General features: G+C 62.9%; 26 protein-coding genes. 11 read left to right on the forward strand and 15 right to left on the reverse strand.

Going from position 1 to position 25,782, the window contains the following annotated elements; genetic code table 11:
* Positions 1-425: 425 nt before the first annotated feature.
* The 4 genes from AWB80_RS24195 to AWB80_RS24210 all read left to right on the forward strand — a co-directional run bounded on the left by AWB80_RS24195 (position 426) and on the right by AWB80_RS24210 (position 4,104).
* A complete protein-coding gene (locus AWB80_RS24195) occupies positions 426-1,640 on the forward strand; it encodes a DUF2863 family protein (RefSeq protein WP_061177201.1) in 1,215 nt (404 codons plus the stop codon).
* Between the two features lie 194 nt (positions 1,641-1,834).
* Entirely contained in the window at positions 1,835-2,644 is an 810-nt protein-coding gene (locus AWB80_RS24200; RefSeq protein ID WP_061177202.1) for a response regulator transcription factor, read from the forward strand.
* A gap of 68 nt (positions 2,645-2,712) precedes the next feature.
* A complete protein-coding gene (locus tag AWB80_RS24205) occupies positions 2,713-3,387 on the forward strand; it encodes an energy-coupling factor ABC transporter permease (RefSeq protein ID WP_061177325.1) in 675 nt (224 codons plus the stop codon).
* Between the two features lie 147 nt (positions 3,388-3,534).
* A complete protein-coding gene (locus AWB80_RS24210) occupies positions 3,535-4,104 on the forward strand; it encodes a BspC domain-containing protein (protein ID WP_061177203.1) in 570 nt (189 codons plus the stop codon).
* 84 nt (positions 4,105-4,188) lie between these two features.
* Here AWB80_RS24210 and AWB80_RS24215 read toward each other — a convergent pair whose 3' ends face one another.
* Complete coding sequence (locus AWB80_RS24215; protein WP_061177326.1) at positions 4,189-5,349, reverse strand: M14 family metallopeptidase; 1,161 nt, start codon at positions 5,347-5,349, stop codon at positions 4,189-4,191.
* Positions 5,350-5,378: 29 nt separating this feature from the next.
* Entirely contained in the window at positions 5,379-6,158 is a 780-nt protein-coding gene (gene yaaA, locus AWB80_RS24220; RefSeq protein ID WP_061177204.1) for a peroxide stress protein YaaA, read from the reverse strand.
* A 56-nt stretch (positions 6,159-6,214) separates the two neighbouring features.
* Here yaaA and AWB80_RS24225 point away from each other — a divergent pair, with 56 nt between their 5' ends.
* From AWB80_RS24225 to AWB80_RS24255, 7 genes are all read left to right on the forward strand, one after another.
* Positions 6,215-6,706, forward strand: a complete 492-nt coding sequence (locus AWB80_RS24225; RefSeq protein ID WP_061177205.1) for a putative toxin-antitoxin system toxin component, PIN family — start codon at positions 6,215-6,217, stop codon at positions 6,704-6,706.
* 58 nt (positions 6,707-6,764) lie between these two features.
* Positions 6,765-7,946 (forward strand): pyridoxal phosphate-dependent aminotransferase, encoded by a 1,182-nt coding sequence (locus AWB80_RS24230; RefSeq protein ID WP_061177327.1) that lies wholly within the window; start codon positions 6,765-6,767, stop codon positions 7,944-7,946.
* 75 nt (positions 7,947-8,021) lie between these two features.
* Positions 8,022-9,563 carry a 3-hydroxyacyl-CoA dehydrogenase gene (locus tag AWB80_RS24235; RefSeq protein WP_061177206.1) on the forward strand — a complete coding sequence of 514 codons (1,542 nt, stop codon included), beginning with the start codon at positions 8,022-8,024 and terminating at the stop codon, positions 9,561-9,563.
* Positions 9,560-10,348, forward strand: a complete 789-nt coding sequence (locus tag AWB80_RS24240) for an oxepin-CoA hydrolase, alternative type (protein ID WP_061177207.1) — start codon at positions 9,560-9,562, stop codon at positions 10,346-10,348. The genes AWB80_RS24235 and AWB80_RS24240 overlap by 4 nt, the downstream gene beginning before the upstream one ends.
* 4 nt (positions 10,349-10,352) lie before the next feature.
* A complete protein-coding gene (locus tag AWB80_RS24245; RefSeq protein WP_061177208.1) occupies positions 10,353-11,078 on the forward strand; it encodes a histidine phosphatase family protein in 726 nt (241 codons plus the stop codon).
* Positions 11,079-11,104: 26 nt separating this feature from the next.
* Positions 11,105-12,202: a phosphotransferase gene (locus AWB80_RS24250; protein WP_061177328.1), complete on the forward strand. Its 1,098-nt coding sequence runs from the start codon at positions 11,105-11,107 to the stop codon at positions 12,200-12,202.
* Between the two features lie 19 nt (positions 12,203-12,221).
* The gene (locus tag AWB80_RS24255) at positions 12,222-13,442 is read left to right on the forward strand and encodes an acyl-CoA dehydrogenase family protein (RefSeq protein ID WP_061177329.1); all 1,221 of its coding nucleotides are present in this window, start codon (positions 12,222-12,224) and stop codon (positions 13,440-13,442) included.
* Positions 13,443-13,447: 5 nt separating this feature from the next.
* Here the strand turns inward: AWB80_RS24255 and AWB80_RS24260 are convergent, their stop codons facing one another.
* From AWB80_RS24260 to nuoH, 13 genes are all read right to left on the reverse strand, one after another.
* A complete protein-coding gene (locus AWB80_RS24260) occupies positions 13,448-13,909 on the reverse strand; it encodes a MaoC family dehydratase (RefSeq protein WP_061177209.1) in 462 nt (153 codons plus the stop codon).
* Positions 13,910-13,930: 21 nt separating this feature from the next.
* Positions 13,931-15,061 carry an acyl-CoA dehydrogenase family protein gene (locus AWB80_RS24265; protein WP_061177210.1) on the reverse strand — a complete coding sequence of 377 codons (1,131 nt, stop codon included), beginning with the start codon at positions 15,059-15,061 and terminating at the stop codon, positions 13,931-13,933.
* A 9-nt stretch (positions 15,062-15,070) separates the two neighbouring features.
* On the reverse strand, positions 15,071-16,267 hold the full coding sequence (locus AWB80_RS24270; RefSeq protein ID WP_061177330.1) for an acyl-CoA dehydrogenase family protein: 1,197 nt from the start codon (positions 16,265-16,267) through the stop codon (positions 15,071-15,073).
* A gap of 57 nt (positions 16,268-16,324) precedes the next feature.
* The gene (locus AWB80_RS24275) at positions 16,325-16,774 is read right to left on the reverse strand and encodes a DUF1178 family protein (RefSeq protein WP_061177211.1); all 450 of its coding nucleotides are present in this window, start codon (positions 16,772-16,774) and stop codon (positions 16,325-16,327) included.
* 198 nt (positions 16,775-16,972) lie between these two features.
* Complete coding sequence (locus AWB80_RS24280) at positions 16,973-17,572, reverse strand: NUDIX domain-containing protein (protein ID WP_061177212.1); 600 nt, start codon at positions 17,570-17,572, stop codon at positions 16,973-16,975.
* A gap of 45 nt (positions 17,573-17,617) precedes the next feature.
* Positions 17,618-17,938: a DUF2818 family protein gene (locus AWB80_RS24285; protein ID WP_061177213.1), complete on the reverse strand. Its 321-nt coding sequence runs from the start codon at positions 17,936-17,938 to the stop codon at positions 17,618-17,620.
* The gene (gene nuoN, locus AWB80_RS24290; RefSeq protein ID WP_061177214.1) at positions 17,938-19,410 is read right to left on the reverse strand and encodes an NADH-quinone oxidoreductase subunit NuoN; all 1,473 of its coding nucleotides are present in this window, start codon (positions 19,408-19,410) and stop codon (positions 17,938-17,940) included. Before nuoN ends, AWB80_RS24285 begins: the two co-directional genes overlap by 1 nt.
* Before the next feature lie 25 nt (positions 19,411-19,435).
* Complete coding sequence (locus tag AWB80_RS24295; RefSeq protein ID WP_061177215.1) at positions 19,436-20,935, reverse strand: NADH-quinone oxidoreductase subunit M; 1,500 nt, start codon at positions 20,933-20,935, stop codon at positions 19,436-19,438.
* A gap of 13 nt (positions 20,936-20,948) precedes the next feature.
* Positions 20,949-23,027 carry an NADH-quinone oxidoreductase subunit L gene (gene nuoL / locus AWB80_RS24300; RefSeq protein WP_061177216.1) on the reverse strand — a complete coding sequence of 693 codons (2,079 nt, stop codon included), beginning with the start codon at positions 23,025-23,027 and terminating at the stop codon, positions 20,949-20,951.
* Positions 23,028-23,044: 17 nt separating this feature from the next.
* Positions 23,045-23,350, reverse strand: a complete 306-nt coding sequence (gene nuoK, locus AWB80_RS24305; RefSeq protein WP_007588140.1) for an NADH-quinone oxidoreductase subunit NuoK — start codon at positions 23,348-23,350, stop codon at positions 23,045-23,047.
* Between the two features lie 20 nt (positions 23,351-23,370).
* Positions 23,371-24,048, reverse strand: a complete 678-nt coding sequence (locus AWB80_RS24310) for an NADH-quinone oxidoreductase subunit J (RefSeq protein ID WP_061177217.1) — start codon at positions 24,046-24,048, stop codon at positions 23,371-23,373.
* Positions 24,049-24,202: 154 nt separating this feature from the next.
* Positions 24,203-24,691: an NADH-quinone oxidoreductase subunit NuoI gene (gene nuoI, locus AWB80_RS24315; protein ID WP_008341734.1), complete on the reverse strand. Its 489-nt coding sequence runs from the start codon at positions 24,689-24,691 to the stop codon at positions 24,203-24,205.
* A gap of 24 nt (positions 24,692-24,715) precedes the next feature.
* Positions 24,716-25,780, reverse strand: a complete 1,065-nt coding sequence (nuoH, locus tag AWB80_RS24320) for an NADH-quinone oxidoreductase subunit NuoH (protein WP_061177218.1) — start codon at positions 25,778-25,780, stop codon at positions 24,716-24,718.
* Positions 25,781-25,782 lie beyond the last annotated feature (2 nt).

The following is a 25,782-nucleotide window of genomic DNA, read 5'->3' on the forward strand; positions in this document are numbered from 1 at the left end:
TGCTTCAGCCCCGAAAGACTGAAACCGCACTCGCTATCAAGCGCCCACACTTATCGGCTGTTAGTTTTTAAAGAGCACATCGCAAGCACCACATCAACTTCCGTCTTGCGTCGCTGCATCAGCAGCAGAGAAACGAGATTATGAAGAACGCTCCGGTATCTGTCAACAAGAACTTCCAACTTCTTTTCTTGCCAACCACGCCTGGAACCGCCTCATCCCGCCTCCTTCGCGTTCATCGAATCGCGAAGGAACGGAATTCTAGTCAGTGAATCCCGGCTCCGCAAGGGGTGTGTGAAAAAACGATTCGATCGTCCCAAATGCCTATTCCTTCCGACAGACCCACGTGCTGCAACGCCACACGATAAAACCAACCGCCGAGCGACTACAATCAAAGGTTCACCGCACCAATTCACTCACGTATCGATATGCGCTCGCGACTTGCAAAACGTATTCCCCCGGACGCCGACAAGCTCGTCAGCCTCTCTCTCGCGCTCTTCGCGTCCGGCAGCCGTGTCGAGGATCGCTTCTGGGAAGATCGCCTCGACGCGCTCATTGCCAAACTCGTCCGCAACGGTAATCAGACGACGCTCGACGCCGCGCTCGACCATCTGCAGCAGAATCATCCGGACGCGTACGGCGCCCTCGCAGACATGGCCGAGACCCACAGCGAGTCGTTCAATATCGACATCGACGGCGCGCCCCACGAAGCATTGCTCATCGCCGCCCCGGTGCTCGCGTGGACGCGCTACGCGATCCCCTCCGGCGCCCTCAAGGGCGACGCAATCGATGCGCTGCGCACGCAGATGCAAGCGCATGTCCTCGCGGCCGGCGCGCGCGTGGCGGTCGCGCCGTACCTCTATAGCATCGACCAGTTGCCGCGGCACCACGTCGATACGGCGCGCCTCGCGCAACAACTGCTGCAAACGGTCTTGAGCGGCAACGTCGCACGCTTGAACCTGTCCGATCTTCCGGAAACCTCGCCGATTCTCGCCGACCCGCGATTCCTGCTGGCCCTGGTCGTCGTACCGGCTGGCGGGGCGTTGTTCCGTTGGCAGGAAGACGAGAACGGCGGCCGCGTCGAGCGTGGTCAATGCCTGGAACAATGGGCCGCGCAAGGCGGGCCGAGTTTCGCGGCCATTCTGCCCGGCTGCGAATTCGAGTGTCTCCTTCCCGACGCCTACTATTCCGCCTGCCGCGACGCCGACGAGCAAGTCCGCCCGCACACCGTACGCACCGCAGTGCGCTATCTGTTCGACACGCTCGGCGCCGCGCCTCAGGACCTGCGCGCCGTCATCGCGGGTTTCGGCGAGCGGCGTATCGACGAATACCGCATCGGCTTCACGCGACGCGGCAGCAACGACGTGATCTATGGCGTCGTGTGGCCGCTCTACGGACGCGAGAACGGCGAACTGGGCATGGATGAGGATGCCGCCGATCTCGAAGGCGCCAACGGCGCGGTCGAGGAAATCGTCGAATTGCTGAAGAAGGCGGGCGTGTCGGACGTGCGTCGCCATGCCGGACGCTTCGAACCGGAATTTTGCGACGACTGCGGCGTGCCGCTCTATGCCGATCCGCTCGGCGAGATCGTCCATGCCGAAATGCCCGAGGACGCCGAGCCGGCGCAGCCTCACTTCCACTGAAAACCGGCGCAACAGCCGTTTTCGACCAGAACCGGACCCCGCCCTCGCGCGGGGTTTTGTGTATTTATGCCTATGCCGTTTGGATAGGGGGCCGAATCACCTCAAATTTGTCAACATAGCACTAACGCCGACCTGTTCTCCGGCGTCGAGTCCCTGAAGCCGAAGGCGACGGGTGTTTTGACAAGAGGTAAAGCATGAAAATCAATATCATTGGTTCCGACGCCGAGCGCCGGGCGGGCCTTAAAACATTGCTGCGCCGTATTGCGCGCCAAGCGCAATTCACCGAGGCGAAGGACTGGAGACAAGCCCGTTCCGCCTTGAAACGCTCTCAACCCGACATGATCGTGATCGACTGGGCGCCCGACCTGCGCACCGGCGACCTGCAGATTCTGCTCGACACCGCGCCCCGCGTACCCGCGGCCATCATGGTCGACCGCTGCGGCGCCGCGCTGGTCTATGCGCTGATAAGCGTGGGCGCCATGGGCGTGATCCCCCGCACGCTCGAACCGATCGTGATCCTTCGCGCGCTGGAGATGGTGCTCGTCGGCGGCCACTATATTCCTCCAGACGTCGTCGATCCGGCACTGACGCTCGCGCTCACCGCCCGCCGCGCGCAGGCTGGCGACCGGATCCCGCCCAGGCTTCGCTTGCATCCGACGCTCTCGCCCCGTCAGCAGCAGATCATGCGGTGCGTGCACATGGGCAGCACGAACAAGATGATCGCGAAGACCCTCGGCATCAGTGAAGGCACGGTCAAAATCCACCTTGCAAGTATCTTCCAGCAGCTGGGCGCGACAAATCGCGCCGCCGCGGTAGCCATCTACAACGGCGTGCAAAACTCGCATCTGGAGATTCTGCGCAACGCCAGCGAGCACGCGGCGCGAGTCGTTTCGGGCCAGCCAGGCGTGATTCCGCTGCGCAGGACGAGGACGCGTTATCCATCGCTCCTGGACGACGACGCGGCCGCGCTCCCGATGGCCGCCGAGCCGGAATCACCGTTCTAGCAACAAATGAAGCAAACGGGTTCGTCCTTCGCGCACACGTTTTACGCGCAGCGAGTAATATGCAAGGCATGGGGTTCTTCTACACACCACTACCGCTTTGGCTGACCGTCGGCGGCTGGATCATCGCCGCGGGGCTGCTTGCGCTCGCGCTACTGCAGCGTCCGTTCGCTCGTCTTCAGGACGCCACGCTGCAGAACGTGTGGCTAGGCATCATCGTCGCGGTTTCCGTGCTGTGGGCGTGCAATGCATGGTTCGACGACGGACCCGTCATCCACCTGTTGGGCGCAACGCTGATGGTCACGCTGTTCGACTGGCGGCTCGCGCTCATCGGCACGGCGGCGACTACGGGCCTCGCCGCCGTCGTACTCGATGCTTCGTGGCTCGCGGTGGCGACCACCTATCTCCTTTTCGGCGCGCTACCCGTCGCCGTCTCGACCCTGCTGCAACGCCTGAGCAACGCCTGGTTGCCGCGCAATCTTTTCACCTTCATCGCCGGACACGGCTTCATCACTTCGGCCATCGCGGTGGCGGCGGCATGCGGCGCAACCGTGCTGCTCGAGATGGCGCTCGCGGGCAGCCCCATCGTCATACCCGCGGCGTTCACGCGAAGCTCGCTTCTTCTCGGCGCGGGTGAAGCCCTCTTCACGGGGCTGCTCACCATCCTGATCACGGTGTACAAGCCCGCGTGGATCACCACGTATGATGTGCGCCGCTATCGTCTCGACCGGGGTCCGCGCGTCTAGGTTCCGCGAAGCGCACCAAGTCATTGCCATCGGGATTGCCCGATATCGGATTTCGGGCGATGGGAACGCGCGCAAAGTACGATAAGATTGAACTCCTTCCCCACACGGCGCATCTTACTTGCCCGTGTCTTCTTAGCGCCAGACTTGATGGATAGTAACTACGCACCGCGCCGGCTCCTGCGGCTCGTCGGCCGGTTAGCGGTATGCGCATCGTTGGCATGCGCGGTGTCCGCTTTTGCCGATTCGCTCGACGAGCGCAATGAACTGATTCACCACTTCGTCACCGAATTCAACGCCAATCCGCTCGTGGCGGATTGCGCCGCGCATGGCAACTTCATCGCCAGCACCTCCGCGGCCTTCGATCACGTCGAATTCCCGCCCGCTTCTTTCGACACCTCGCACTCCACGATCGAACCGTGGAACGATTCGTTCGACGAGAAGAAGCAGCGCATCAAAGTGGACAACGTCGTGACCGTCGAAGGTCAGGGCATGCCGAAGAGCGGCGAGCGCGATCCCACGCCGCTCAAGTTCCGCTGCGGCTATGTCGGCAGTCAGATGCTCGCATTCGGATGGAACGATCCCGTGCCGCCGCTGCGCGCCCGCGCCGAGCCGTCCACGCACAGCACGAAGGGCAAGCACAGCGCGAAAGGCAAGACGAAGAGCACAGCGAAGTCGTCGTCGACCAAATCGACGAAAAAGACGACCAAGAAGCACTGATCACGTCCGCTACGCGGCGAAGACACGACAAAAAAGAGCCTGGCCACGCGAAGTAGCCAGGCTCTTTTTACATCCGCAGGCACATCAGGCGTCGAGCGATTTCAGATGCCACAGAATGGCCTGAAGCATCGATGCGCCGAGCGCCGCACTACGCGCGCCGTTCCAGCCGACGCTCTCATCCGGCAGATTCGCGTTGTCCTTGAAAGGCATCTCCAGCGTGAGCGAAAGACACTTGTACTCGTTGCCGATGTACTTCGACGCCAGCTTGAGCGCATCCGTCTGATACTTGCTCGACTCGTAGCCGTACACGTCCTGAAAATCCGGGCTCGCCTGCTTGAAGAATTCGACGAACGCCTTCTGCTCCTTCGCCTGCTGCGCGGTGAAGCCCGGCAGCATCTCCGAGCCGGCGACAAACACGTACGGAATGGCTTCATCGCCGTGGATATCGAAGAACAGGTCGCAGCCGGTCTCCTCGATGGCCTCGCGCACCACGAGCACTTCCGGGCTACGCTCGGCGCTCGGCTCCATCCACTCGCGATTCAGGTTCGCGCCCGCCGCGTTGGTGCGCAGGTTGCCGAGCACGCTGCCGTCCGGATTCATGTTCGGCACGATATGGAAGATGGCCCGCTCGAAGAGCGAGCGCGCAACCGGATCGCCCGCCCAGTCGCCGAAGCCCGCGAGGCGCTTCACGAGCCCTTCGACGAACCATTCCGCCATCGTCTCGCCCGGATGCTGGCGCGCGATGATCCAGATTTTCTTCTTCGGCTCGGCGTCGCCGAAATCCGGGATGCCGAGCGAGAGCACCGACATCGGGCGGCCCTGCACCGTGCTGCCGAGTTCGGTCAGCGTCGCGAGCGGCATCTGCTGAACCGCGCCGAGAAACTCCGAGTGGCGCTCCTCGCTGTACGGCTCGAAGTACGCGTAATAGATGCGATCGAAATCCGGCGTATGGTCGATCGTCATTACCTTGCCGTCGTACTCCGTCGACACGCGGAACCAGTTCACGCGGTCGTAGCTCGCGACCGCTTCATAGTCGCGCCAGCCTTCCGGGAACGCGCACTGCGCCGCGTTCTCGAAGGTCATCACGAGACGCTCGCCGCGCGCGCCGGATACGCGGAAGTAGAACCATTGCGCGAAATCGGCATGCGAGTCCGGGCGAACGCGCAGCCGGATATCGGCGGGATCGTCGGCGTTGATGACTTCGATCGCGCCTGCGTCGAAGTTGCTTGAAATGGAGAGAGTCATCTGCGTTTCCTTGGCTTGCCGCGCGCACCTCATTCCGAGACGCGGCGGCGAAATACGAATGTCGTATCGTTCGACGCTTTCGCATCGAACGCGTAGCCTTCCTTGTCGAAGCCCTTGAGCGCTTCCGGCTCGTCGATGCGGTTTTCGACCGCATAGCGCGCCATCAGGCCGCGCGCGCGCTTCGCGTGAAAGCTGATGATCTTGTAGCGCCCGCCCTTCCACTCCTCGAAGACGGGCGAAACGACAGGAGCTGCCAGCAGCTTCGGCTTGACCGACTTGAAATATTCCTCCGACGCGCAGTTCACCAGCACGCGCGCGCCGCGCTGCTTCTTCAACTGCTCGTTGAGCGCCGCCGTGATGCGCTCGCCCCAGAACGCGTACAGATCCTTGCCGCGCGCGTTCGGGAATTTCGTGCCCATTTCGAGCCGATAAGGCTGCAACAGATCGAGCGGCCGCAACAAACCGTACAGCCCCGACAGCACGCGCACATGGTTCTGCGCGAAATCGAGATCGCCTGCCGACAGCGTCTTCGCGGCGAAACCTTCGTAGACATCGCCGTTGAACGCGAGCACGGCCTGCTTGGAATTGCGCGTGTCGAATTTCTTCGACCAATCTGCGTAACGCTGAAAATTCAGCGCCGCGAGCGGGTCCGAAATGCTCATCATCCCGCCGATCTGCTGCGGCGAGAGTGCGCGCAGGCCGTCGATCAATTCGGCGGCGTCATCGACGAATTGCGGCAGCGTGTGCTTCTTGATATGTGCGGGCGTCTCGTAGTCGAGCGATTTGGCAGGCGATAGAACGATTATCATGGAGGCTCGCCGGCACGCCGCCGGCGATCATTGGCATAAACCCCTGATTGTATCGAATGGAAAATTCCGCCGCGCTGCCGCCGTCACCGATGCGCGTGGTGCTCGATTCGAATGTCTGGATCGACATCCTCGTATTCGACGACCCCGCCACGCGCCCGATTCGCTCGGCCCTCGAAGCCCGCGCCCTCGAAGCGCTGATCGACGAGCGCTGCCTCAGGGAACTCACGCGCGTGCTCGACTATCCGCAGTTCGTGCGCATGGCGGTCGACAAGCCAGCCGCGCTCGAAACCGTCGCGCGTCTTTCCACGCTCGTCGCGGCGACGCCTGACGAAAACAAACGCCCGTTGCCCAAATGCCGCGACCGCGACGATCAGAAGTTTCTCGAACTCGCGCACGCATCGGGCGCCGGCTGGCTCGTGTCGAAGGACCGCGCGGTGCTGAAGCTCGCGCGCCGCGTCGCGCGCGACTTCGCGTTTCGCATCGCCGAGCCGAAACCCTTCGTCATCGAACTGGAAGCGCACATCGCGCCGCTCGCGGTCATCGGCTGACGCTGTCTTAAAATAGCGTGCGCACCGTCCCGATTGCTTCGTCCACGCCCACATGATCATGAACGCCACGCACGAATTGCCGCCGACACCGCCCGAGCTTTCCTTCCCGTCGCGCCTGCCCAACGTGGGCACGACCATCTTCACCGTGATGAGCGCGCTCGCCGCGCAAAAAGGCGCGGTCAATCTCGGGCAGGGTTTCCCCGATTTCGATTGCGATGCGCGCATCGTCGATGCCGTCGCCACCGCGATGCGCGACGGCCACAACCAGTATCCGCCGATGGCGGGCGCCGCGCCCCTGCGCCAGGCGATCGCGCGCAAGATCGACGCGCTCTACGGCCGCGCCTACGACGCCGACACGGAAATCACCGTGACCGCCGGTGCGACGCAAGCCTTGCTCACAGCCGTGCTGTGCTGCGTGCAACCCGGCGACGAAGTGATCGTCATCGAGCCGATGTACGACAGCTACGTGCCGTCGATCGAACTCGCGGGCGGCAAGCCGGTGTTCGTGTCGCTCGAAGCGCCCGATTACGCCCTGCCCTTCGACAAGATCGCCGCCGCGATCACGCCGAAGACGCGCCTTTTGATGATCAACACGCCGCACAACCCGACTGGCCGCGTGTGGCGCGCGGACGACATGAAGAAGCTGGAGGAGATCGTGCGCGGCACCAACGTGCTGATCGTCTCCGATGAAGTCTACGAGCACATGGTCTACGACGGCGCGCCGCACGAAAGCGTCTCGCGCTATCCGGAGCTGGCGAAGCGCAGCTTCGTCGTGTCGAGCTTCGGCAAGACGTTTCATGTGACGGGCTGGAAGGTCGGCTATGTCGCCGCGCCGGCCGCGCTTTCCGCCGAGTTCCGCAAGGTGCATCAGTTCAACGTGTTCACGGTGAACACGCCGATGCAGATCGGCCTCGCGCACTATCTCGACGACCCGAAGCCGTATCTCGAACTGCCGGCCTTCTATCAGAAGAAGCGCGATTTCTTCCGCGCGGGTCTCGCGAACACGCGCTTCTCGCTGCTGCCTTGCGACGGCACGTATTTCCAGTGCGTCGACTATTCGAAGATCAGCGACATGCCCGAAGCCGACTTCTCGCAATGGCTCACGAGCGAAATCGGCGTGGCCGCGATTCCGGTGTCGGCGTTCTATCACGAGAGCCATGAATCCGGCGTCGTGCGCTTTTGCTTCGCGAAAAAAGAAGAGACGCTCGCGCTCGCGCTCGAACGTCTTGCCAGACTCTGAGCGAAAGCGCGCCTGCCGAGCCGCATCGAACCCGACGCCACGCGCGTTCCCATCCTCGAGGAGCAGAACCGCATCATGACTCAGCACGAATACAGGATCGAAACGCTCGGTATCGTCGGCAGCGGCGCGATGGGGCGCGGCATCGCGCAGATCGCCGCGCTCGGCGGACTGAACGTGCGCCTCTACGACACCAACCCGCAAGCGCTCGCCGCCGCGCGCGAGTATTTGTCGGACACGTTCGCGAAACTCACCGCGAAGGGCAAGCTCAAGGAAGCCGATGCACACGCGGCGCTCGCGCGCATCCGCGATGCGCGCGACACGAGCGAGCTGTCCGATTGCGACGCCATCGTCGAGGCGATCGTCGAGAATCTCGACATCAAGCGCGAGTTGTTCCGCGAACTCGAAGCGGTCGTCGGCGAGCACTGCATTCTGGCGTCGAACACATCCTCGCTGTCGATCACGGCGATCGCCGCGGGCTGCACGCATCCCGGGCGCGTCGCGGGCTTTCACTTCTTCAATCCGGTGCCGTTGATGCGCGTCGTCGAAGTGATCGATGGCCTGCGCGGCGACCCGCGCGCCGGCGATGCGCTGACGGATCTCGCGCGCCGCATGGGTCACACGCCGGTGCGCGCGAAGGACATGCCGGGCTTCATCGTCAATCATGCCGGGCGCGGCATGAACACCGAGGGCTTGCGCGTGGCGAGCGAAGGCGTCGCGAGCTTTGCGGACATCGACCGCATCATGCGCGAGCAGGCGGGGTTTCGGCTCGGGCCGTTCGAGTTGCTCGATCTCACCGCGCTCGACGTCTCGCATCCAGTGATGGAATCGATCTATCACCAGTTCTATGAGGAGCCGCGCTTCAAGCCATCGCCGATCACGGGCACGCGGCTCGCGGGCGGGCTCATCGGGCGCAAGGCGGGCGCGGGGTTCTATCGTTATGCCGATGGCAAGCAGGACGTGCCGCCCGAACCCACCGCGCCGACGAAACTCCCCACGCGCGTGTGGATCAGCCGCGCGTCGCACGCAGGACGCGAGCAGGTGCTGAAGCTGATCGCCAAATGCGATTGCTCGGTGCATATCGACGCGGGCCACACGCCCGAGCCGGATTCGCTGATCATCGTGACGCCGCTCGGTTTCGATGCGACGACCGCGTCCGTCAACGAACATCTCGATGCGAAGCGCGTCGTCGCCGTCGATACGCTTTTCCCGCTCGATACCGTCGCGCGCCGCACGATCATGACGACGCCCGCGACCGTGCCCGCGATGCGCGACGCCGCGCACGCCCTCTTCGCCTTCGACGGCGTGCCCGTGAGCGTGATCCGCGATTCGACCGGCTTCGTCGCGCAGCGCGTCGTCGCGACGATCGTGAATATCGGCTGCGATATCGCGCAGCAAGACATCGCGACGCCCGAGGACATCGACCTCGCCGTGATGCTCGGCCTCGGCTATCCGCGCGGCCCACTCGCGCTCGGCGACGCGCTCGGCGCCGCGACCATCCTCACGATTCTGCGCAATATCTACGCCGTGCTCGGCGACCCGCGCTACCGGCCCACGCCGTGGCTGACGCGGCGCGCGCAGCTCGGACTTTCGCTTACCCATATCGAGGAGCTCAGATGAGCGCCGAACTACTGACAGAACGTCCCGCGGGCAGCGACACCACGCTCGTGCTCAAGTTATCCAATCCCGGCGCGCGCAACGCGCTGCATCCGGACATGTACGCCGCCGGCATCGAAGCGCTGAGCACGGCGGAGCGCGACAACAGCGTGCACGCGATCGTGCTGACCGGCGCCGACAACTTTTTCTGCGCGGGCGGCAATCTGAACCGCCTGCTCGAAAACCGCGCGAAAGACCCGTCGGTGCAGGGCGAAAGCATCGACATGCTGGCCGAATGGATCACCGCGCTGCGCGAATCGACCAAACCGGTGATCGCGGCGGTCGAAGGCGCGGCCGCCGGCGCGGGCTTTTCGCTCGCGCTCGCCTGCGATCTGATCGTCGCCGCCGACGACGCCCGCTTCGTCATGTCGTATGCGCGCGTCGGCCTCACGCCCGACGGCGGCGCATCGTGGTTCCTGTCGCGCGCCCTGCCGCGCACGCTCGCGAGCGAAGTGCTGCTCGAAGCGAAACCGATCGGCGCGGCGCGCCTGCATGAAGTGGGCGTGGTGAACCGGCTGACGAAGAAAGGCATCGCGCTGGATGCTGCCATCGCGTGGGCCGACGATCTCGGCAGCGTCTCGCCGAAAGCGATGGCGCGCATCAAGTCGCTGATCAACGCCGCCGACGTGCAGCCGCTCGCCGCGCATCTAGACATGGAACGCGACAGCTTCGTCGACGCGCTCCATCACGGCGACGCGCTCGAAGGCATCACCGCGTTCCTCGACAAGCGCCAGCCGAACTATCGCTAGACCCATGGCTCACTACGAATTGCCCAAGCGCCGCCGCATCTTTCTGATGCGTCATGGCGACGTCACGTATTTCGACGACAGCGGCCGCGCGATCGATCCGGAAAGCGTGCCGCTCAACGAACGCGGGCGCGAGGAAGCGAGCGCGGCGGGCCGCGAATTCGCCGCGCGCGACATCCGTTTCGATCGTGTGATCGCGAGTGGATTGCCGCGCACGATCGAGACCGCGCAGCGCGTGCTGGAAGCGACAGGACAGCGCATCGGCATCGAGACGTGGCCCGAGTGGCAGGAAATTCGCGGCGGACGGCTCGCCAATCTTTCGACCGCCGATATCGAGCGCGCGTTTCTCTCGGTGTTCGATGGCGTCGTGCCGGAAGAAACGCAATTCCTCGGCGGCGAGACGATCGGCCAGTTGCTCGATCGCGCGCTGCCTGCGCTCGCGCGTCTGCGTGAGGATCGCGCGTGGGACACGGTGCTGCTCGTGCTGCACGGCGGCGTCAATCGCGCGCTGCTCTCGCATGCGATCACCGCGGGCGGGCGCGCGTTCTTCGGGCATCTGTCGCAGGCGACGGGCTGCATCAACGCGCTCGACGTCGGCGATAAACCGGGCGACTGGATCGTGCACGCGATCAACCATTCGCCGCCTTCGCCGCTGCACGCCGACGTGCGTAATACGACGATGGAACTGCTCTACGCGCAATTCGTACGCTACAAGGCCGGCGACATGGATTGACGTTGCCGTGCAAACCGGAGGAGACGATGCAGGACGAAGAACAGAACAAGCAGTCCGATTTCTCCGCGTTCGAAGGAACGCGTCCCGTGCAGGAAAAGCAGCGCTTCGATACCGATGCGCTCGCAACATGGCTCGCATCGAACGTCGATGGTTTCAGCGGCCCGCTGACCGTCGAGCAATTCGCGGGCGGCCAGTCGAACCCGACCTTCAAGCTCGTCACGCCCGCGCGCAGCTATGTGATGCGCGCGAAGCCCGGACCCGCCGCGAAGCTGTTGCCGTCCGCGCATGCGATCGAGCGCGAGTATCGCGTGATGGACGCGCTCGCCTCAACCGACGTCCCCGTCGCGCGCATGCTCGCGCTCTGCGAGGACGAAAGCGTGATCGGTCGCGCGTTCTATGTGATGGATTTCGTGCAGGGCCGCGTGCTGTGGGATCAATCGCTGCCGGGCATGACGCCCGCCGAACGCGCCGCGATCTACGACGAAACCAACCGCGTGATCGCCGCGCTTCATACGGTGGATATCGAAGCCGCCGGCCTGTCGGGCTACGGCAAGCCGGGCAATTACTTCGAGCGGCAGATCGGGCGCTGGAGCAAGCAGTACGTCGCATCGCAAACCGAAGCAATCGATGCGATGCATCGCCTGATCGACTGGCTGCCGCAGCACATTCCGCAATCGCAGCAGGCGCGCGTGAGTGTCGTGCACGGCGATTACCGGCTCGACAATCTCATCTTTCATCCGACCGAGCCGCGCGTGCTCGCCGTGCTCGACTGGGAGCTCTCGACACTCGGCGATCCGCTCGCCGATTTCGCGTATCACTGCATGGCGTGGCATGTCGATCCATCGCAGTTTCGCGGCATCGCGGGGCTCGACTGGGCCGCGCTCGGCATTCCCGATGAAGCCGCCTACGTGCAGCGCTATTGCGAGCGCACGGGCTTCGCGATCGAAGGCGACTGGAACTTTTATCTCGCCTACAACATGTTCCGCATCGCCGCGATCCTGCAGGGCATCATGAAGCGCGTCGTCGATGGCACCGCCGCGAGCGCGCAAGCCGTCGATGCGGGCAGGCGCGCGCGGCCGATGGCCGAACTCGCGTGGCGATACGCGCAGAAAGTCGGTCGATGAGAACGCAGGAGACAAACGCATGAACTTCGACTACACGCCCAAGGTGCAGGCATTGCGCGCAAGGCTGCTCGCATTCTTCGACGCGCACATCTACCCGAACGAGCGCGCCTATGCCGAAGAAATCGCGGCGAATCGCGCGGCCGGCAACGCGTGGATTCCGACACGCCTGATCGAAGGCCTGAAAGAACAGGCGCGCGCCGAGGGACTGTGGAATCTCTTTCTGCCGGCATCGGAGCGCGGCGCCGGACTCACGAATCTCGAATACGCGCCGCTGTGCGAAATCATGGGCCGCGTGCCGTGGGCGCCCGAAGTGTTCAATTGCAGCGCGCCGGACACCGGCAACATGGAAACCATCGAGCGCTACGGCAGCGATGCGCAGAAAGCCCAATGGCTCGAACCGCTGTTGCGCGGCGAGATTCGCTCGGCGTTTCTGATGACGGAGCCGGAAGTCGCGTCGTCGGATGCGACCAATATCCGGTGCAGCATCGCGCGTGACGGCGACAGTTACGTGATCGATGGCCACAAGTGGTGGTCGTCGGGCGCGGGCGATCCGCGCTGCAAGGTGTATATCGTGATGGGCAAGACCGACGCGCAAGCGCCGAAGCACGCGCAGCAGTCGATGATTCTCGTGCCCGCCGATGCGAGCGGCATCACCGTGCATCGACCCTTGAACGTGTTCGGCTACGACGACGCGCCGCACGGTCATATGGACATCACGCTCGATCGCGTACGCGTACCGGCGACGAACATCTTGCTCGGCGAGGGGCGCGGCTTCGAAATCGCGCAGGGCCGGCTCGGGCCGGGGCGCATTCACCACTGCATGCGGTTGATCGGCCTGGCGGAACGCGCGCTCGAACTGATGACGAAGCGCACGCTCGGGCGCATCGCGTTCGGCAAGCCGATCGCACAGCATGGCGTGACGCAGGAGCGTATCGCCGAGGCGCGCATCATGATCGAGCAGGCGCGGCTGCTGACGCTCAAAGCCGCGTACATGATGGACACCGTCGGCAACAAGGGCGCGCGCGGCGAGATCGCGATGATCAAGGTGGTCGCGCCGAATGTCGCGTGTCAGGTCATCGACTGGGCGATCCAGGCGCACGGCGCGGGCGGCGTCAGCGACGACTTTCCGCTGGCGTATGCGTATGCCGCGGCGCGCACGCTGCGGCTCGCCGATGGCCCCGACGAGGTGCATCGCAATGCCATCGCGAAGCTGGAGTTCGGCAAGTACGCGGACGTCTGAAGAAGCTAGCGGGTTTCACCGCCCGGTTCACGCAAGCCGAACAGCGCCGCCGAATCAACCGTGAGCACGAGCTCGCCGTGCTGGTTATGCGCTTCCCAACGCGTCTGCACGATACCGCGATCCGGCTTGCTCTTCGACACGCGCTTGTCGAGCACGCGCACGCTGAGCCGCACCGTATCGCCGACGCGCACGGGTTTGATCCAGCGAATATTGTCGAGCCCGGGCGAACCCATCGAAGTCGAATCGCCGACCATATCGCGCACGAGGATGCCCATCATCGCCGAACACGTGTTCCAGCCGCTCGCGACGAGACCTCCGAAATGCGATGCCTCGCCCGCCTCCTCGGAAAGATGAAACGGCTGCGGATCGTAACGCTCCGCGAATCCGACGATCTCTTCTCTCGTGAACGTGTGCGCGCTAAGCTGAACCGCGCTGCCGATTTCGAAATCCTCAAAGGCGTATTTCATGCGTAAGCTCCTCGATGAGCGTCAATCTTCGGTGACTGAAAAAGCGGGAAGCGCGGCAAAGCGCGCAAGGTGATGATCGACATCTCCGAGCGTCGTCTCGATGATCGACAGGCGCTTGAACCAGTGCGCCGCGGGCAGTTCGTTGGTCATGCCCATGCCGCCGTGCAACTGCACGGCCTGCTGACCGACGAAGCGCGCAGCCTGCCCGACGCGCGCCTTTGCGGCCGAGATGGCCTGCGCGCGCGTTCCGGCATCGTCGCTCGTGTAGCGCGCGGCGGCCAGATACGTGATCGAGCGCGCCTGCTCCGCGTGGATCAGCATGTCGACCATGCGATGCTGCAGCGCCTGAAAACGCGCGATCGGCACGCCGAACTGCTGACGTTCCTTCGTATAGTCGACGGTCGCGCGATTGAGCGCGTCGAGTGCGCCGAGCGCTTCCGCGCACAGCAGGAAGGTCGCGTAATCGGCGATCCGTTCGAGCGTCGCCGCACCCGTGTCGCGGCCATCGAGGCGAGTCGCCGGGGTCTGGTCGAACGTGAGCGTCGCGGCGCGTTGCCCGTCGATCGTGCGGTATTCCGTGATGCCGACGTTCGCCGCATCCTTTCCGACGATGAAAAGCGCCACTTCGCCCTGCACGCGCGCGGGCACGATCCAGTAATCGGCTTGCCCGCCGTGCTGCACCATCGACTTCTTGCCTTCGAGCGCGATGTGATCGCCCGCTTCGCTCGCGATCGTGCGCAGATCGAAGAGATCGTGGCGCGCGTGTGGCTCGTGGAACGCGACCGCCAAATGAATCTCACCGCGTCCCGCGCGTTCGAGCAACTCACCGGCAAAGGCGCTGCCCTTCTCCGCTGCGAGCCGCAATGCTTCGATACCGACAGCCGTCGCCCAATAAGGCTCGACGACGAGCGCGCGCCCCAGTTCCTGCATCACGACGAGCATGTCGACCGGGCCGCCATCGAAGCCGCCTTGCGCTTCGGGGACCGGCAGCGCGAGCAGACCCAATTCGGCGAATGCGCGCCAATGTTTTTCATCGACGCCCGCCTCTGATGCGGCGATCTTCTGCCGCGCATCGAACGCATATTCCTTGTCGAGGTAACGGCGCAGCGCATCGCGGAACTGCTGCTGTTCATCGCTGAAAGTAAAGTCCATGCGCGCTCCTCAAAGTCCCAGAATCATCTGCGCGATGATGTTCTTTTGAATCTCGTTCGAGCCGCCGTAGATCGATGTCTTGCGAAAGTTGAAGTAGTACGCGGCGAGCGGCGCGGCATCGTCGTCGCCGGTCACGCTGTGCGCGCGTTCGCCTTCGAGGAACGCGGGATCGAAGGCCGCCGCCTGTGGGCCGATCGCTTCGAGCATCAGTTCGGTCAGCGCCTGTTGCACTTCGGTGCCTTTGATCTTGAGCATCGACGCTTCCGGGCCCGGGCCCTTGCCGCCTGCTTCACTCGCGATGACTCGCTGCACGGTCACTTCGAGCGCCATCAACTCGATTTCGAGCGCGGCCACTTTTGCGGCGAACAGCGGATCGTGGAGCAGCGGCTTGCCGCCTTTGGTGCGATCGAGCGCAAGACGCTTGAGAAACAGCAACTCCCGTTTCGATTGCCCGACACGCGCGATGCCCGTACGCTCGTGACCGAGCAGATACTTCGCGTAGGTCCAGCCGCGATTCTCCTCGCCGACGAGATTCGTCACCGGCACGTTCACGTCGTCGAAGAAGACTTCGTTGACTTCATGATCTTCGTCGAGCGTGATGATCGGCCGCACGGTGATGCCGGGTGTCGTCATGTCGATCAGCAGAAAGGAGATGCCTTCCTGCTTCTTCGCGTCGGAATCGGTGCGCACGAGGCAGAACATCATGTCGGCGTGCTGGCCGAGCGTCGTCCACGTCTTTTGTCCGTTCACGATGTAGTGATCGTCACGCCGCTCGGCGCGTGTGCGCAATGACGCGAGATCGGAGCCCGAGCCGGGTTCCGAGTAGCCTTGGCACCACCAGTCGGTGCCATCGAGAATGCGCGGGAGGTAAAAGGACTTCTGCTCGGCGCTGCCGTACTTCATCAGCACGGGCGCGACCATCGACACGCCGAAAGGCAGCACCATCGGCGCGCCGGCGCGCGCGCATTCTTCGTCCCAGATATGGCGCTGCGTGACGTCCCAGCCCGGGCCGCCATATTCCGTCGGCCACGCGACCGCCGACCAGCCGCGCGCGGCCAGCAGCTTGTGCCAGCTCGCGTAATCGTCGCGGGTCAGACGCTTGTGATGGAGGACTTTGTCGCGCAGCGCGCGAGGAAGGCTGGCGTCGAGCCAGGTGCGGACTTCGGCGCGAAAGGCGTCGTCGGCGGGGGAACAGTTGAGGTTCATGCGCGGTGTCTCCTTCACGGCCCGGTCCAGAGCCAGAAGAGACGCCGCACGCGAATGCTACTGCAGCGGCTCTTTCAATGCGTCCGGAACAGGCAACGGCATCACGTCGATCCCTTCTTCGAGCAAGGCATGCGCGTCCTCGGGCGTCGTAACGCCGCGAATGTTGCGCGCCGGCGCTTCGTTGTAGTGAATGCGCCGCGCCTCTTCGGCAAACCGCTCGCCCACGTTTTCGGTCTTCCCGATCAGCTCACGCATGAATTGCAGCGCGCGCGCCTGCAGCGCCGCCGCTTCGGGCGCGACTTCCGCCTGCGCAGCCTGTGGCGCCGCCTCGCCTCGCGCCGACGACAGATTCAGGCGCGGCGCGGATGGCATACGGCTCACTTCGGTCGCCGAACAAACCGGACATGCAACCAGCTTGCGCGACAACTGCGACTCGAACTCCTCGGTCGAGGCAAACCAGCCTTCGAACCGGTGTTCGTGCGAGCACTTTAAATCGAGAACCTTCATGCTGATGGGGCTTCGTCTGGAGTTTATCTCAAAAACGCGTTTTGTGAACGACCGTTCGAAACATCGGAAAAATGGCACGCGCGCTTCATCGACGGAACATTCATTCTAGCCGCTCGGCCCCCGCGACGCTTTTGTTGACGCAAAAACGACAAAAGCGGCCGTCGAGGCCGCCTTCGCATGCATGCTTCCGACGAACGCTCAGTCCGTGATCGTCTCGCCGAGCTTCCATTCGCCCGATCGGACTTTCTCCAGCCAGAACGCGCCGATGATCGTCTTCACGTCGCTGATGCTGCCGTCCTTCACCCAGTTCATCAGTTGCGCTTCATCGGCGATGAAGGTTTCGAGGAACTCGCCTTCGTCGAGCCTGGCATCGCCCGCACTCAGGCCGCGCGCGAGATAGATGTCGATGAACTCGGTCGAGTACGAAATCACCGGATGGATACGCGTGAGAAACGTCCATTCGCGCGCCGTGTAGCCCGTCTCTTCTTGCAACTCGCGTTTCGCGCACGTGAGTTCGTCTTCGTTGGGATCGAGCTTGCCCGCGGGAAATTCGAGCAGAACCTTCCCTACCGGATAGCGAAACTGACGTTCGAGCAGCACGCGGCCATCGTCGAAGACGGGCAGGATCATCACCGCACCGGGATGCTCGACGAATTCGCGCGTCGCGTGCTTGCCGTCCGGCAATTCGACGGTATCGCGCTTGAGCGTGAGGAATTTGCCCTCATGCAGCGTGATGCTTTCGACCTTCTTTTCGATGAGGCCGTCGTCTTTGCCGGGGGTCGAGGAATGATCTGCCATCTTGAGCCTTGTGCCTTGAAGCAGGCCGCTGACGGCGCGAGGCCGTCAGCGACGCTTGACGAGATATTGGTACGTGAAGCCCGGAAACGCGAACACCACGAAGAGACTGAAGGTAATGGCATAGAACTGCCATTCCTGAGCGAAGCGGTTGCCGGCGCGCGCTTCCAGCATGAAGCCGAGCGCGCCGACCGCGAAGTAAAGAACAATGAGCTCGCCGATGCGAATCCACGCGCTCTTCTTCACTGTCCTGCGTCCCGTCGGCGCCGGAAGCGGCAACGGGACGATGGCGAAGAGGCGCTGATTCAGAAACGGCAGGTTGGCGAAAACGAGCGCCAACAGCACGATGAACCAGCCTGCCGCCGACATTACAGCGGCAGCGTGTGCGAGATCGCCGTCAGGCACGCGGTCATCAGCGGGCCCGGAACCAGACCGAGCACCAGCACGGCGAGGCCGTTGAACGCGAGCAGCGAACGGTTCAGGCCGCCAGCGACGATCGGCGATGCGTCTTGCGGCGCATCGAAGTACATCAGCTTCACGACGCGCAGGTAGTAGAACGCGCCCACGAGCGAGGTCATCACGGCGAGGACGGCGAGCCACGTGAGGCCGGCGTTCATCGTCGCTTCGAGCACGGCGAGCTTCGCGTAGAAGCCGACCGTCGGCGGAATGCCGGCGAGCGAGAACATCATGATCATCATGACAAACGCGAACACCGGGCTGCGCTGGTTCAGGCCCTTGAAGTCCTCCAGCATTTCGGCTTCGAAGTCGCGGCGCGCGAGCAGCATGACCACGCCGAAGGTGCCGAGCGTCGTAACCAGATAGATGATGCTGTAGAACATCGCCGAGCTGTATGCGCCGGCCGCGCCGGTCAACTTGCCGTCGACGACGCCCGCGAGCAGGCCGAGCAGCACGAAGCCCATATTGGAGATGGCCGAATACGCCAGCATCCGCTTGATGTTCTTCTGCACGATACCCGTGATATTGCCGACGATGAGCGACAACGCCGCGAGAATCACCAGCATCTCCTGCCAGTCGATCGCGAGCGGCAGTAGGCCCATCACCAGCAGACGCAGACCCCACGCGAACGCCGCGACCTTCGGGCCGCCGCCGGTGAGCAGCGTCATCGCGGTCGGTGCGCCCTGATACACGTCCGGCACCCACATGTGGAACGGCACCGCGCCCATCTTGAACGCCACGCCCGCCACGACGAAGATCACGCCGAACAGCAGCACGGCATCGTTGATGCGGCCCGAAGCCACCGCCTTCAGGACTTCGTTCAGTTCGAGCGAACCGGTCGCGCCGTAGAGCATCGAGATGCCGTACAGCAGGAAGCCGGATGCGAGCGCGCCGAGCACGTAGTACTTCATCGCCGATTCGTTCGACTGCGGCGCATCCTTGCGCAGCGCGATGACCGCGTACAGCGACAGCGACATCAGTTCGAGGCCGAGATACAGCGTCAGGAAGTTGTTGCCCGAAATCATCACGCACTGGCCGAGCAGCGAAAACAGGCCGAGCAGGAAGAAGTCGCCGCGGAACAGGTCGCGGTCTTGCAAGTACTTCTTCGAATAGATGATCGATACCGCGTAGCCGAGGCACACCACCGCCTTCATCGCGCTCGCGAACGGATCGACGATATACATGCGCGTGAAGAAGTAAGCCGGCGTCGGATTGAGCGCGGTCATCGCGAACCACACGCCACAGACGATCGTCGACACGAGCGCGATCAGATACGTCGTATTGCGGCTCTTCTCGCCGAACACCGTGTCGTTCAACCAGGCGACGACGACCGCGGCCATCAGGACCGCGTCGGGCCACAACATACTCATAGGAGCGTTTTGCATGATCTTTTAGTTCCTCCGCACGACGTTACTGAGCCAGCGGCAGCTTGGACTGCGCGACGTGGGAGAGCAGGTTTGCCACGGATTCGTGCATCACGTCGGTAAAGGGCTTCGGATGCAGGCCCATGTACAGCGTGAAGAGCGCCAGCACGGCGAGCATCAGGAATTCGCGCTTGTTGATGTCCTTGAGTTTCGCGACGTGGTCGTTCGCGACCGCGCCGAAATACACGCGCTTGTACATCCACAGCGTGTACGCCGCGCCCAGGATCAGCGTGAACGTGGCGAGGAACGCGATCCAGAAGTTGTACTTCACCGCCGCCAGAATGACCATGAATTCGCCGACGAAACCCGAGGTGCCCGGCAGGCCGCAGTTGGCCATCGCGAAGAGCATCGCGAACGCGGCGAACTTCGGCATCGTGTTCACGACGCCGCCGTAATCCGCGATCTGACGCGAGTGGACGCGGTCATACAGCACGCCGATCGAAAGGAACATCGCGCCCGAGATGAAGCCGTGCGAGATCATCTGGATCAGCCCGCCTTCGACGGCGAGCTGGCTCGACGGTCCGAACATGAAAAAGCCGAGCGTGACGAAGCCCATGTGCGCGATCGACGAATACGCGACCAGCTTCTTCATGTCGGCCTGCACCAGAGCGACGAGACCGATGTAGATCACCGCGATCAGCGACAGCGTGATGACCACGGGCGCGAGGAAGTGACTCGCGTCCGGCGCGATCGGCAGCGAGAAGCGCAGGAAACCGTACGCGCCCAGCTTCAGCATGATCGCCGCCAGCACGACCGAGCCGCCCGTCGGCGCTTCCACGTGCGCGTCAGGCAACCACGTGTGCACCGGCCACATCGGCACCTTCACGGCGAACGCCAGGAAGAACGCGATGAAGAGCAGCACCTGTGGCGTCATGTCGAGCTTCGCGGCATGCCACGTGGCGAGATCGAACGTATGCGTCTGCGTGTACAGATACAGCAGTGCAACCAGCATCAGCAGCGAGCCGGCCAGCGTGTACAGGAAGAACTTGAACGCCGCGTACACACGGTTCGGTCCGCCCCACACGCCGATGATGATGTACATCGGAATGAGCGTGGCTTCGAAGAACACGTAGAACAGCAGGCCGTCCGCCGTCGAGAACACGCCGATCATGATGCCCGAGAGGATCAGGAACGCGGCCATGTACTGCGACACGCGCTCGGTGATCACTTCCCAGCCGGCGATCACGACGATCACCGTGATGAGCGCGGTCAGCACGACGAACCACATCGAGATGCCGTCCACACCGAGGTGGTACGTGATGTTGAAGCGCTCGATCCAGTTCGACTGCTCGACGAACTGCAGCGCGGCCGTCGACGTATCGAAGCCGGTGATGAGCGGAATCGTGACGATCAGCCCGAGCACCGAGCCGATCAGCGCGACCCAGCGCGCGGGCGCCGGGTTGCGGTCATTACCAACTGCGAGCACCAGCAGACCGAAAATGATCGGCAGCCAGATCGCGACACTGAGAATCGGAAAAGAGTGCATAGGATCCCTCGCCTTATTTGCCGCCGAGCGTCACAAACAGGGTCAAGAGCCCCAACATGCCGATAATCATGGCGAACGCGTAGTGATAGATGTAACCGGATTGAAGGAAGCGGATCACACCGGCGAACCAGCCCATGAACCGCGCACTGCCGTTGACGATGCCGTCGATGACGACCACATCGCCCTCTTTCCACAGACCGCGCCCGATGGCGACCGCACCCTTCGCGAACACGACCTCGTTGATCTTGTCGCAGTAGTACTTGTTGTCGAGCAGCACGTAGATCGGACGGAAGGTCTTCGCGACGACTGCCGGCAGATCCGGACGCTTCATGTAGAAGAACCACGCGACGATCACACCCAGCGCCGCGAGCCACACCGGACCCGGCGTGATGATGCCGTGCAGCGCCATCGCGACCCAGCCGTGGAACTCTTCGGCCATTTCCTTCAGACCTTCGTGGTTCTCGCCGATGAAGATCACCTTGTCGAACGCCACGCCGTGCGCGAAGAAGTCGCCGTAGATCATCGGGCCGATCATGATCGCGCCGATGATGATCGACGGGATCGCGAGCAGCACGAGCGGCAGCGTCACCACCCAGGGCGTTTCGTGCGGAACGTGCGCGTGGCCATGACCATGATCGTCGTGATGACCGTGACCGTCGTCATGACCGTGACCGTGACCGTGCGCTTCGGCCTGGCCCATCGGCGAATCGGGATGCTTCGGACCGCGGAAGCGCTCTTCGCCGTGGAACACCATGAAATACATGCGGAACGAGTACAGCGACGTGACGAACACGCTCGCGACCACCGCGAAATACGCGAAGCCCGAGCCCGCCAGATGCGAGTACTTCACCGCTTCGATGATCGAGTCCTTCGAGTAGAAACCCGAGAAGAACGGCGTGCCGATCAGTGCGAGCGAGCCGATCAGCGACGTGATCCACGTGATCGGCATGTACTTGCGCAGGCCGCCCATGTTGCGCATGTCCTGATCGTGGTGCATGCCGATGATGACCGAGCCCGCGCCGAGGAACAGCAGCGCCTTGAAGAACGCGTGCGTGCCGAGGTGGAACACGGCAACCGGGTATGCCGAGACGCCGAGCGCGACCGTCATGTAGCCGAGCTGCGAGAGCGTCGAGTACGCGACCACGCGCTTGATGTCGTTCTGCACGACGCCGAGGAAGCCCATGAACAACGCCGTGATCGCGCCGATGACCGTCACGAACGAGAGCGCCGCATCCGAATGCTCGAACAGCGGCGACATGCGCGTCACCATGAAGATGCCGGCCGTCACCATGGTCGCCGCGTGAATCAGCGCGGAGATCGGCGTCGGGCCTTCCATCGAATCCGGCAGCCAGACGTGCAGCGGGAATTGTGCCGACTTGCCCATCGCGCCGATGAACAGGCAGACGCAGGCAACCGTCAGCAGGCCCCATTGCGTGCCGGGGAAAGTCATCGCCGCGAGTTTGTCGCCTTGGGCGAACACGTCGCCGTAGTTCAGCGAACCCGCGAACGAGAGCAGCAGACCGATGCCCAGCAGAAAGCCGAAGTCGCCCACGCGGTTCACGATGAACGCCTTCATGTTGGCGTAGATCGCGCTCTCACGCGTGAAGTAGAAGCCGATCAGCAGGTACGACACGAGACCCACCGCTTCCCAGCCGAAGAAGAGCTGGAGGAAGTTGTTGCTCATGACGAGCATCAGCATCGAGAACGTGAACAGCGAGATGTACGAGAAGAAGCGCTCGTAACCCACTTCCTCGTCCGCCATGTAGCCGATCGTGTAGATGTGCACCATCAGCGAGACGAAGGTCACGATGACCATCATCATCGCCGTGAGCGAGTCGACCAGGAAGCCGACTTCCATCTTGAGCGTGCCGACGTTCATCCATTCGTAGATGGTCGCGTTGAAGCTCGCACCATGCACCACGTCGTTGAAGACGATCGCCGAAAGGATGAACGAGATGAAGACGCCGAGGATCGTGATGCGATGCGAGCCCTTGCGCCCTACCGCCTTCCCGAATAGCCCTGCGATCAGCGAGCCGGCCAGCGGCGCCAGCGGAACCGCGAGCAGGAGGTTTTCATTGAGTGTCGTGGACATAACAGCCTAGCCTGAATTTAACCTTTGAGCTGATCGAGGTCCTCGACGTTGATCGTGTCGAGGCTACGGAACAGGGTCACGAGAATCGCGAGACCGATCGCGGCTTCCGCCGCGGCCACGGTCAGCACGAAGAACACGAAAATCTGGCCGTGCACATCGCCCAGATAGTGCGAGAACGCGACGAAATTGGTGTTCACCGCGAGCAGCATCAATTCGATGGCCATCAAAATAATGATGACGTTGCGGCGGTTCAGGAAGATGCCGACGATGCTGATCGCAAACAGGATCGCACCGAGCACGAGGTAATGGGCAAGACTCAACATATTCGTATTCTCCTTCGCGCTCAGCCCTTGTTGTCGACCGTACCCGCGCCGATATTGCCGGTCACGGCCGGTTCCGTGGTGGCGTCCGGCGCTTCCGTCTCGGACTTCATCTTCACGATGCGCACGCGGTCTTGCGCACGCACCTTGACTTGCTGGCTGACGGTTTGCGTCTTCTTGTCTTTCTTGTCGCGGATCGTGAGCGAGATTGCCGCGATGATGGCGACCAGCAGCACGAGACCCGCGATTTCGAACGCGAAGATGTAGTCCGTGTAGATGACCTTGCCGATCAGTTGCGTGTTCGGCATCACGCCCGCACCGCTGACGGCGGCGCCGACGACCGGCGTGGTGGTCGCGCCGTAGCCGTGCCACAGGATCAGCGCCGTCTCGACCACGATGATCGCGCCGACAATGCTCGCGAGCGGCACGAAGCGCTTGAAATCCCGCCGCAGGACATCAATGTTGATGTCGAGCATCATGACGACGAAGAGGAACAGCACCATCACGGCGCCCACGTACACGAGAACCAGCAGAATCGCGAGGAATTCGGCTTGCAGCAGCATCCAGATCGCGGCCGCGTTGAAGAACGAGAGCACGAGGAAAAGCGCGGATGACACCGGGTTGCGCGAGGTGATCACCTTCAGCGCCGACACGGTCAGCAGCAGCGCGAAGATATAGAACAGTACGGTTGTGAATTCCATGATTACCGGTTCATCGTTAGGCCATCATCAGGCATGGTGTGTCGGCGCTTTCGGACAGGAGCCGCCCTCGGCGCGCGCCGCAGTGTGCCAAACAGCAACAACAAAATCGCTCTGGCGCGATGCCGAAACGCATGGCTTCGGCATCGAACTCCTATCAACGATAAGGCGCGTCCGCCGCCTTCGATGCGGCGATTTCCGTTTCGTAACGATCGCCCACCGCAAGCAGCATGTCCTTCGTGAAGTACAGGTCGCCGCGCTTTTCGCCGTGATATTCGAGGATGTGCGTCTCGACGATCGAATCGACCGGGCAGCTCTCTTCGCAGAAACCGCAGAAGATGCACTTGGTCAGGTCGATGTCGTAGCGCGTCGTGCGACGGGTGTTGTCCGCGCGCGTTTCCGATTCGATCGTGATCGCCATCGCCGGGCACACGGCTTCGCACAGCTTGCAGGCGATGCAGCGCTCTTCGCCGTTTTCATAGCGGCGCAGCGCGTGCAGGCCGCGAAAACGCGGCGAGATCGGGGTCTTTTCTTCCGGGAACTGCACCGTGATCTTGCGCTGGAACGTGTAACGGCCCGTCAGCGCCAGACCCTTCAGCAGCTCGGTCAGGAAGAAGGTTTTGAAGAAGTTCTGAATAGCGTTCATGATGTTTTCGTCCGCTCTTGTCTCTTACTTCCAGATGTTGAGCGGCGACATGATCCAGAAGCCGACCACCACCACCCAGATCACCGACACCGGCAGAAACACCTTCCAGCCCAGACGCATGATCTGGTCGTAGCGGTAACGCGGGAAAGTCGCGCGCGCCCAGATGAACACCGACAGCAGCAGGAATACCTTGAAAACGAACCAGAATACGCCCGGAATGAATGACAGGAAGCCAAACGGTGCATCCCAGCCGCCGAGGAACAGCGTCGTCGCGATCGCGGAGATCACGATCATGTTGATGTACTCGGCGAGGAAGAACAGCGCGAACGCCATGCCGGAGTAATCGATCATGTGACCCGCGACGATTTCCGATTCGCCTTCCACCACGTCGAACGGGTGACGGTTCGTTTCAGCGATGCCCGAGATGAAGTACACGACGAACATCGGCAGCAGCGGCAGCCAGTTCCACGACAGGAAGTTGATGCCCCAGCCCGCGAACATGCCGCGTTGCTGCGAGTGCACGATCTCGGACATGTTCAGCGTGCCCGCGACCATCAGCACCACGACGAGCGCGAAACCCATCGAGATTTCGTAGGACACCATCTGCGCCGCCGCGCGCATCGCGCCGAGGAACGCGTACTTCGAGTTCGACGCCCAGCCCGCGAGGATCACGCCGTACACGCCGATCGACGAGATCGCCATGGCGTACAGCAGACCCGCGTTGATGTCGCCGAGCACCGCCTTGGCCTGGAACGGAATCACCGCCCAGACCGCGAACGCGGGCACCACGGTCATGATCGGCGCGATCATGTAGATCCACTTGCTGGCCGCCGTCGGCTGAATGACTTCCTTGAGCAGAAGCTTCAGCACGTCTGCGATCGGCTGCAGCAGACCTGCGGGACCGACGCGGTTCGGGCCGAGACGCACGTGCATCCAGCCGATGAGCTTGCGTTCCCAGAGAATCAGGTACGCCACGCACAGCAGGATGACCACCGAAACCACGAGGATGCGGATGACCGCCCACACCGTCGGCCATGCGACGCCGAGAAGCTGCGTGCCGCCTGCGTTGATCGTATCGAACAAGCCCATTT

The sequence above is a fragment of the Caballeronia pedi genome (assembly GCF_001544915.2).
Taxonomy (GTDB): domain Bacteria; phylum Pseudomonadota; class Gammaproteobacteria; order Burkholderiales; family Burkholderiaceae; genus Caballeronia; species Caballeronia pedi.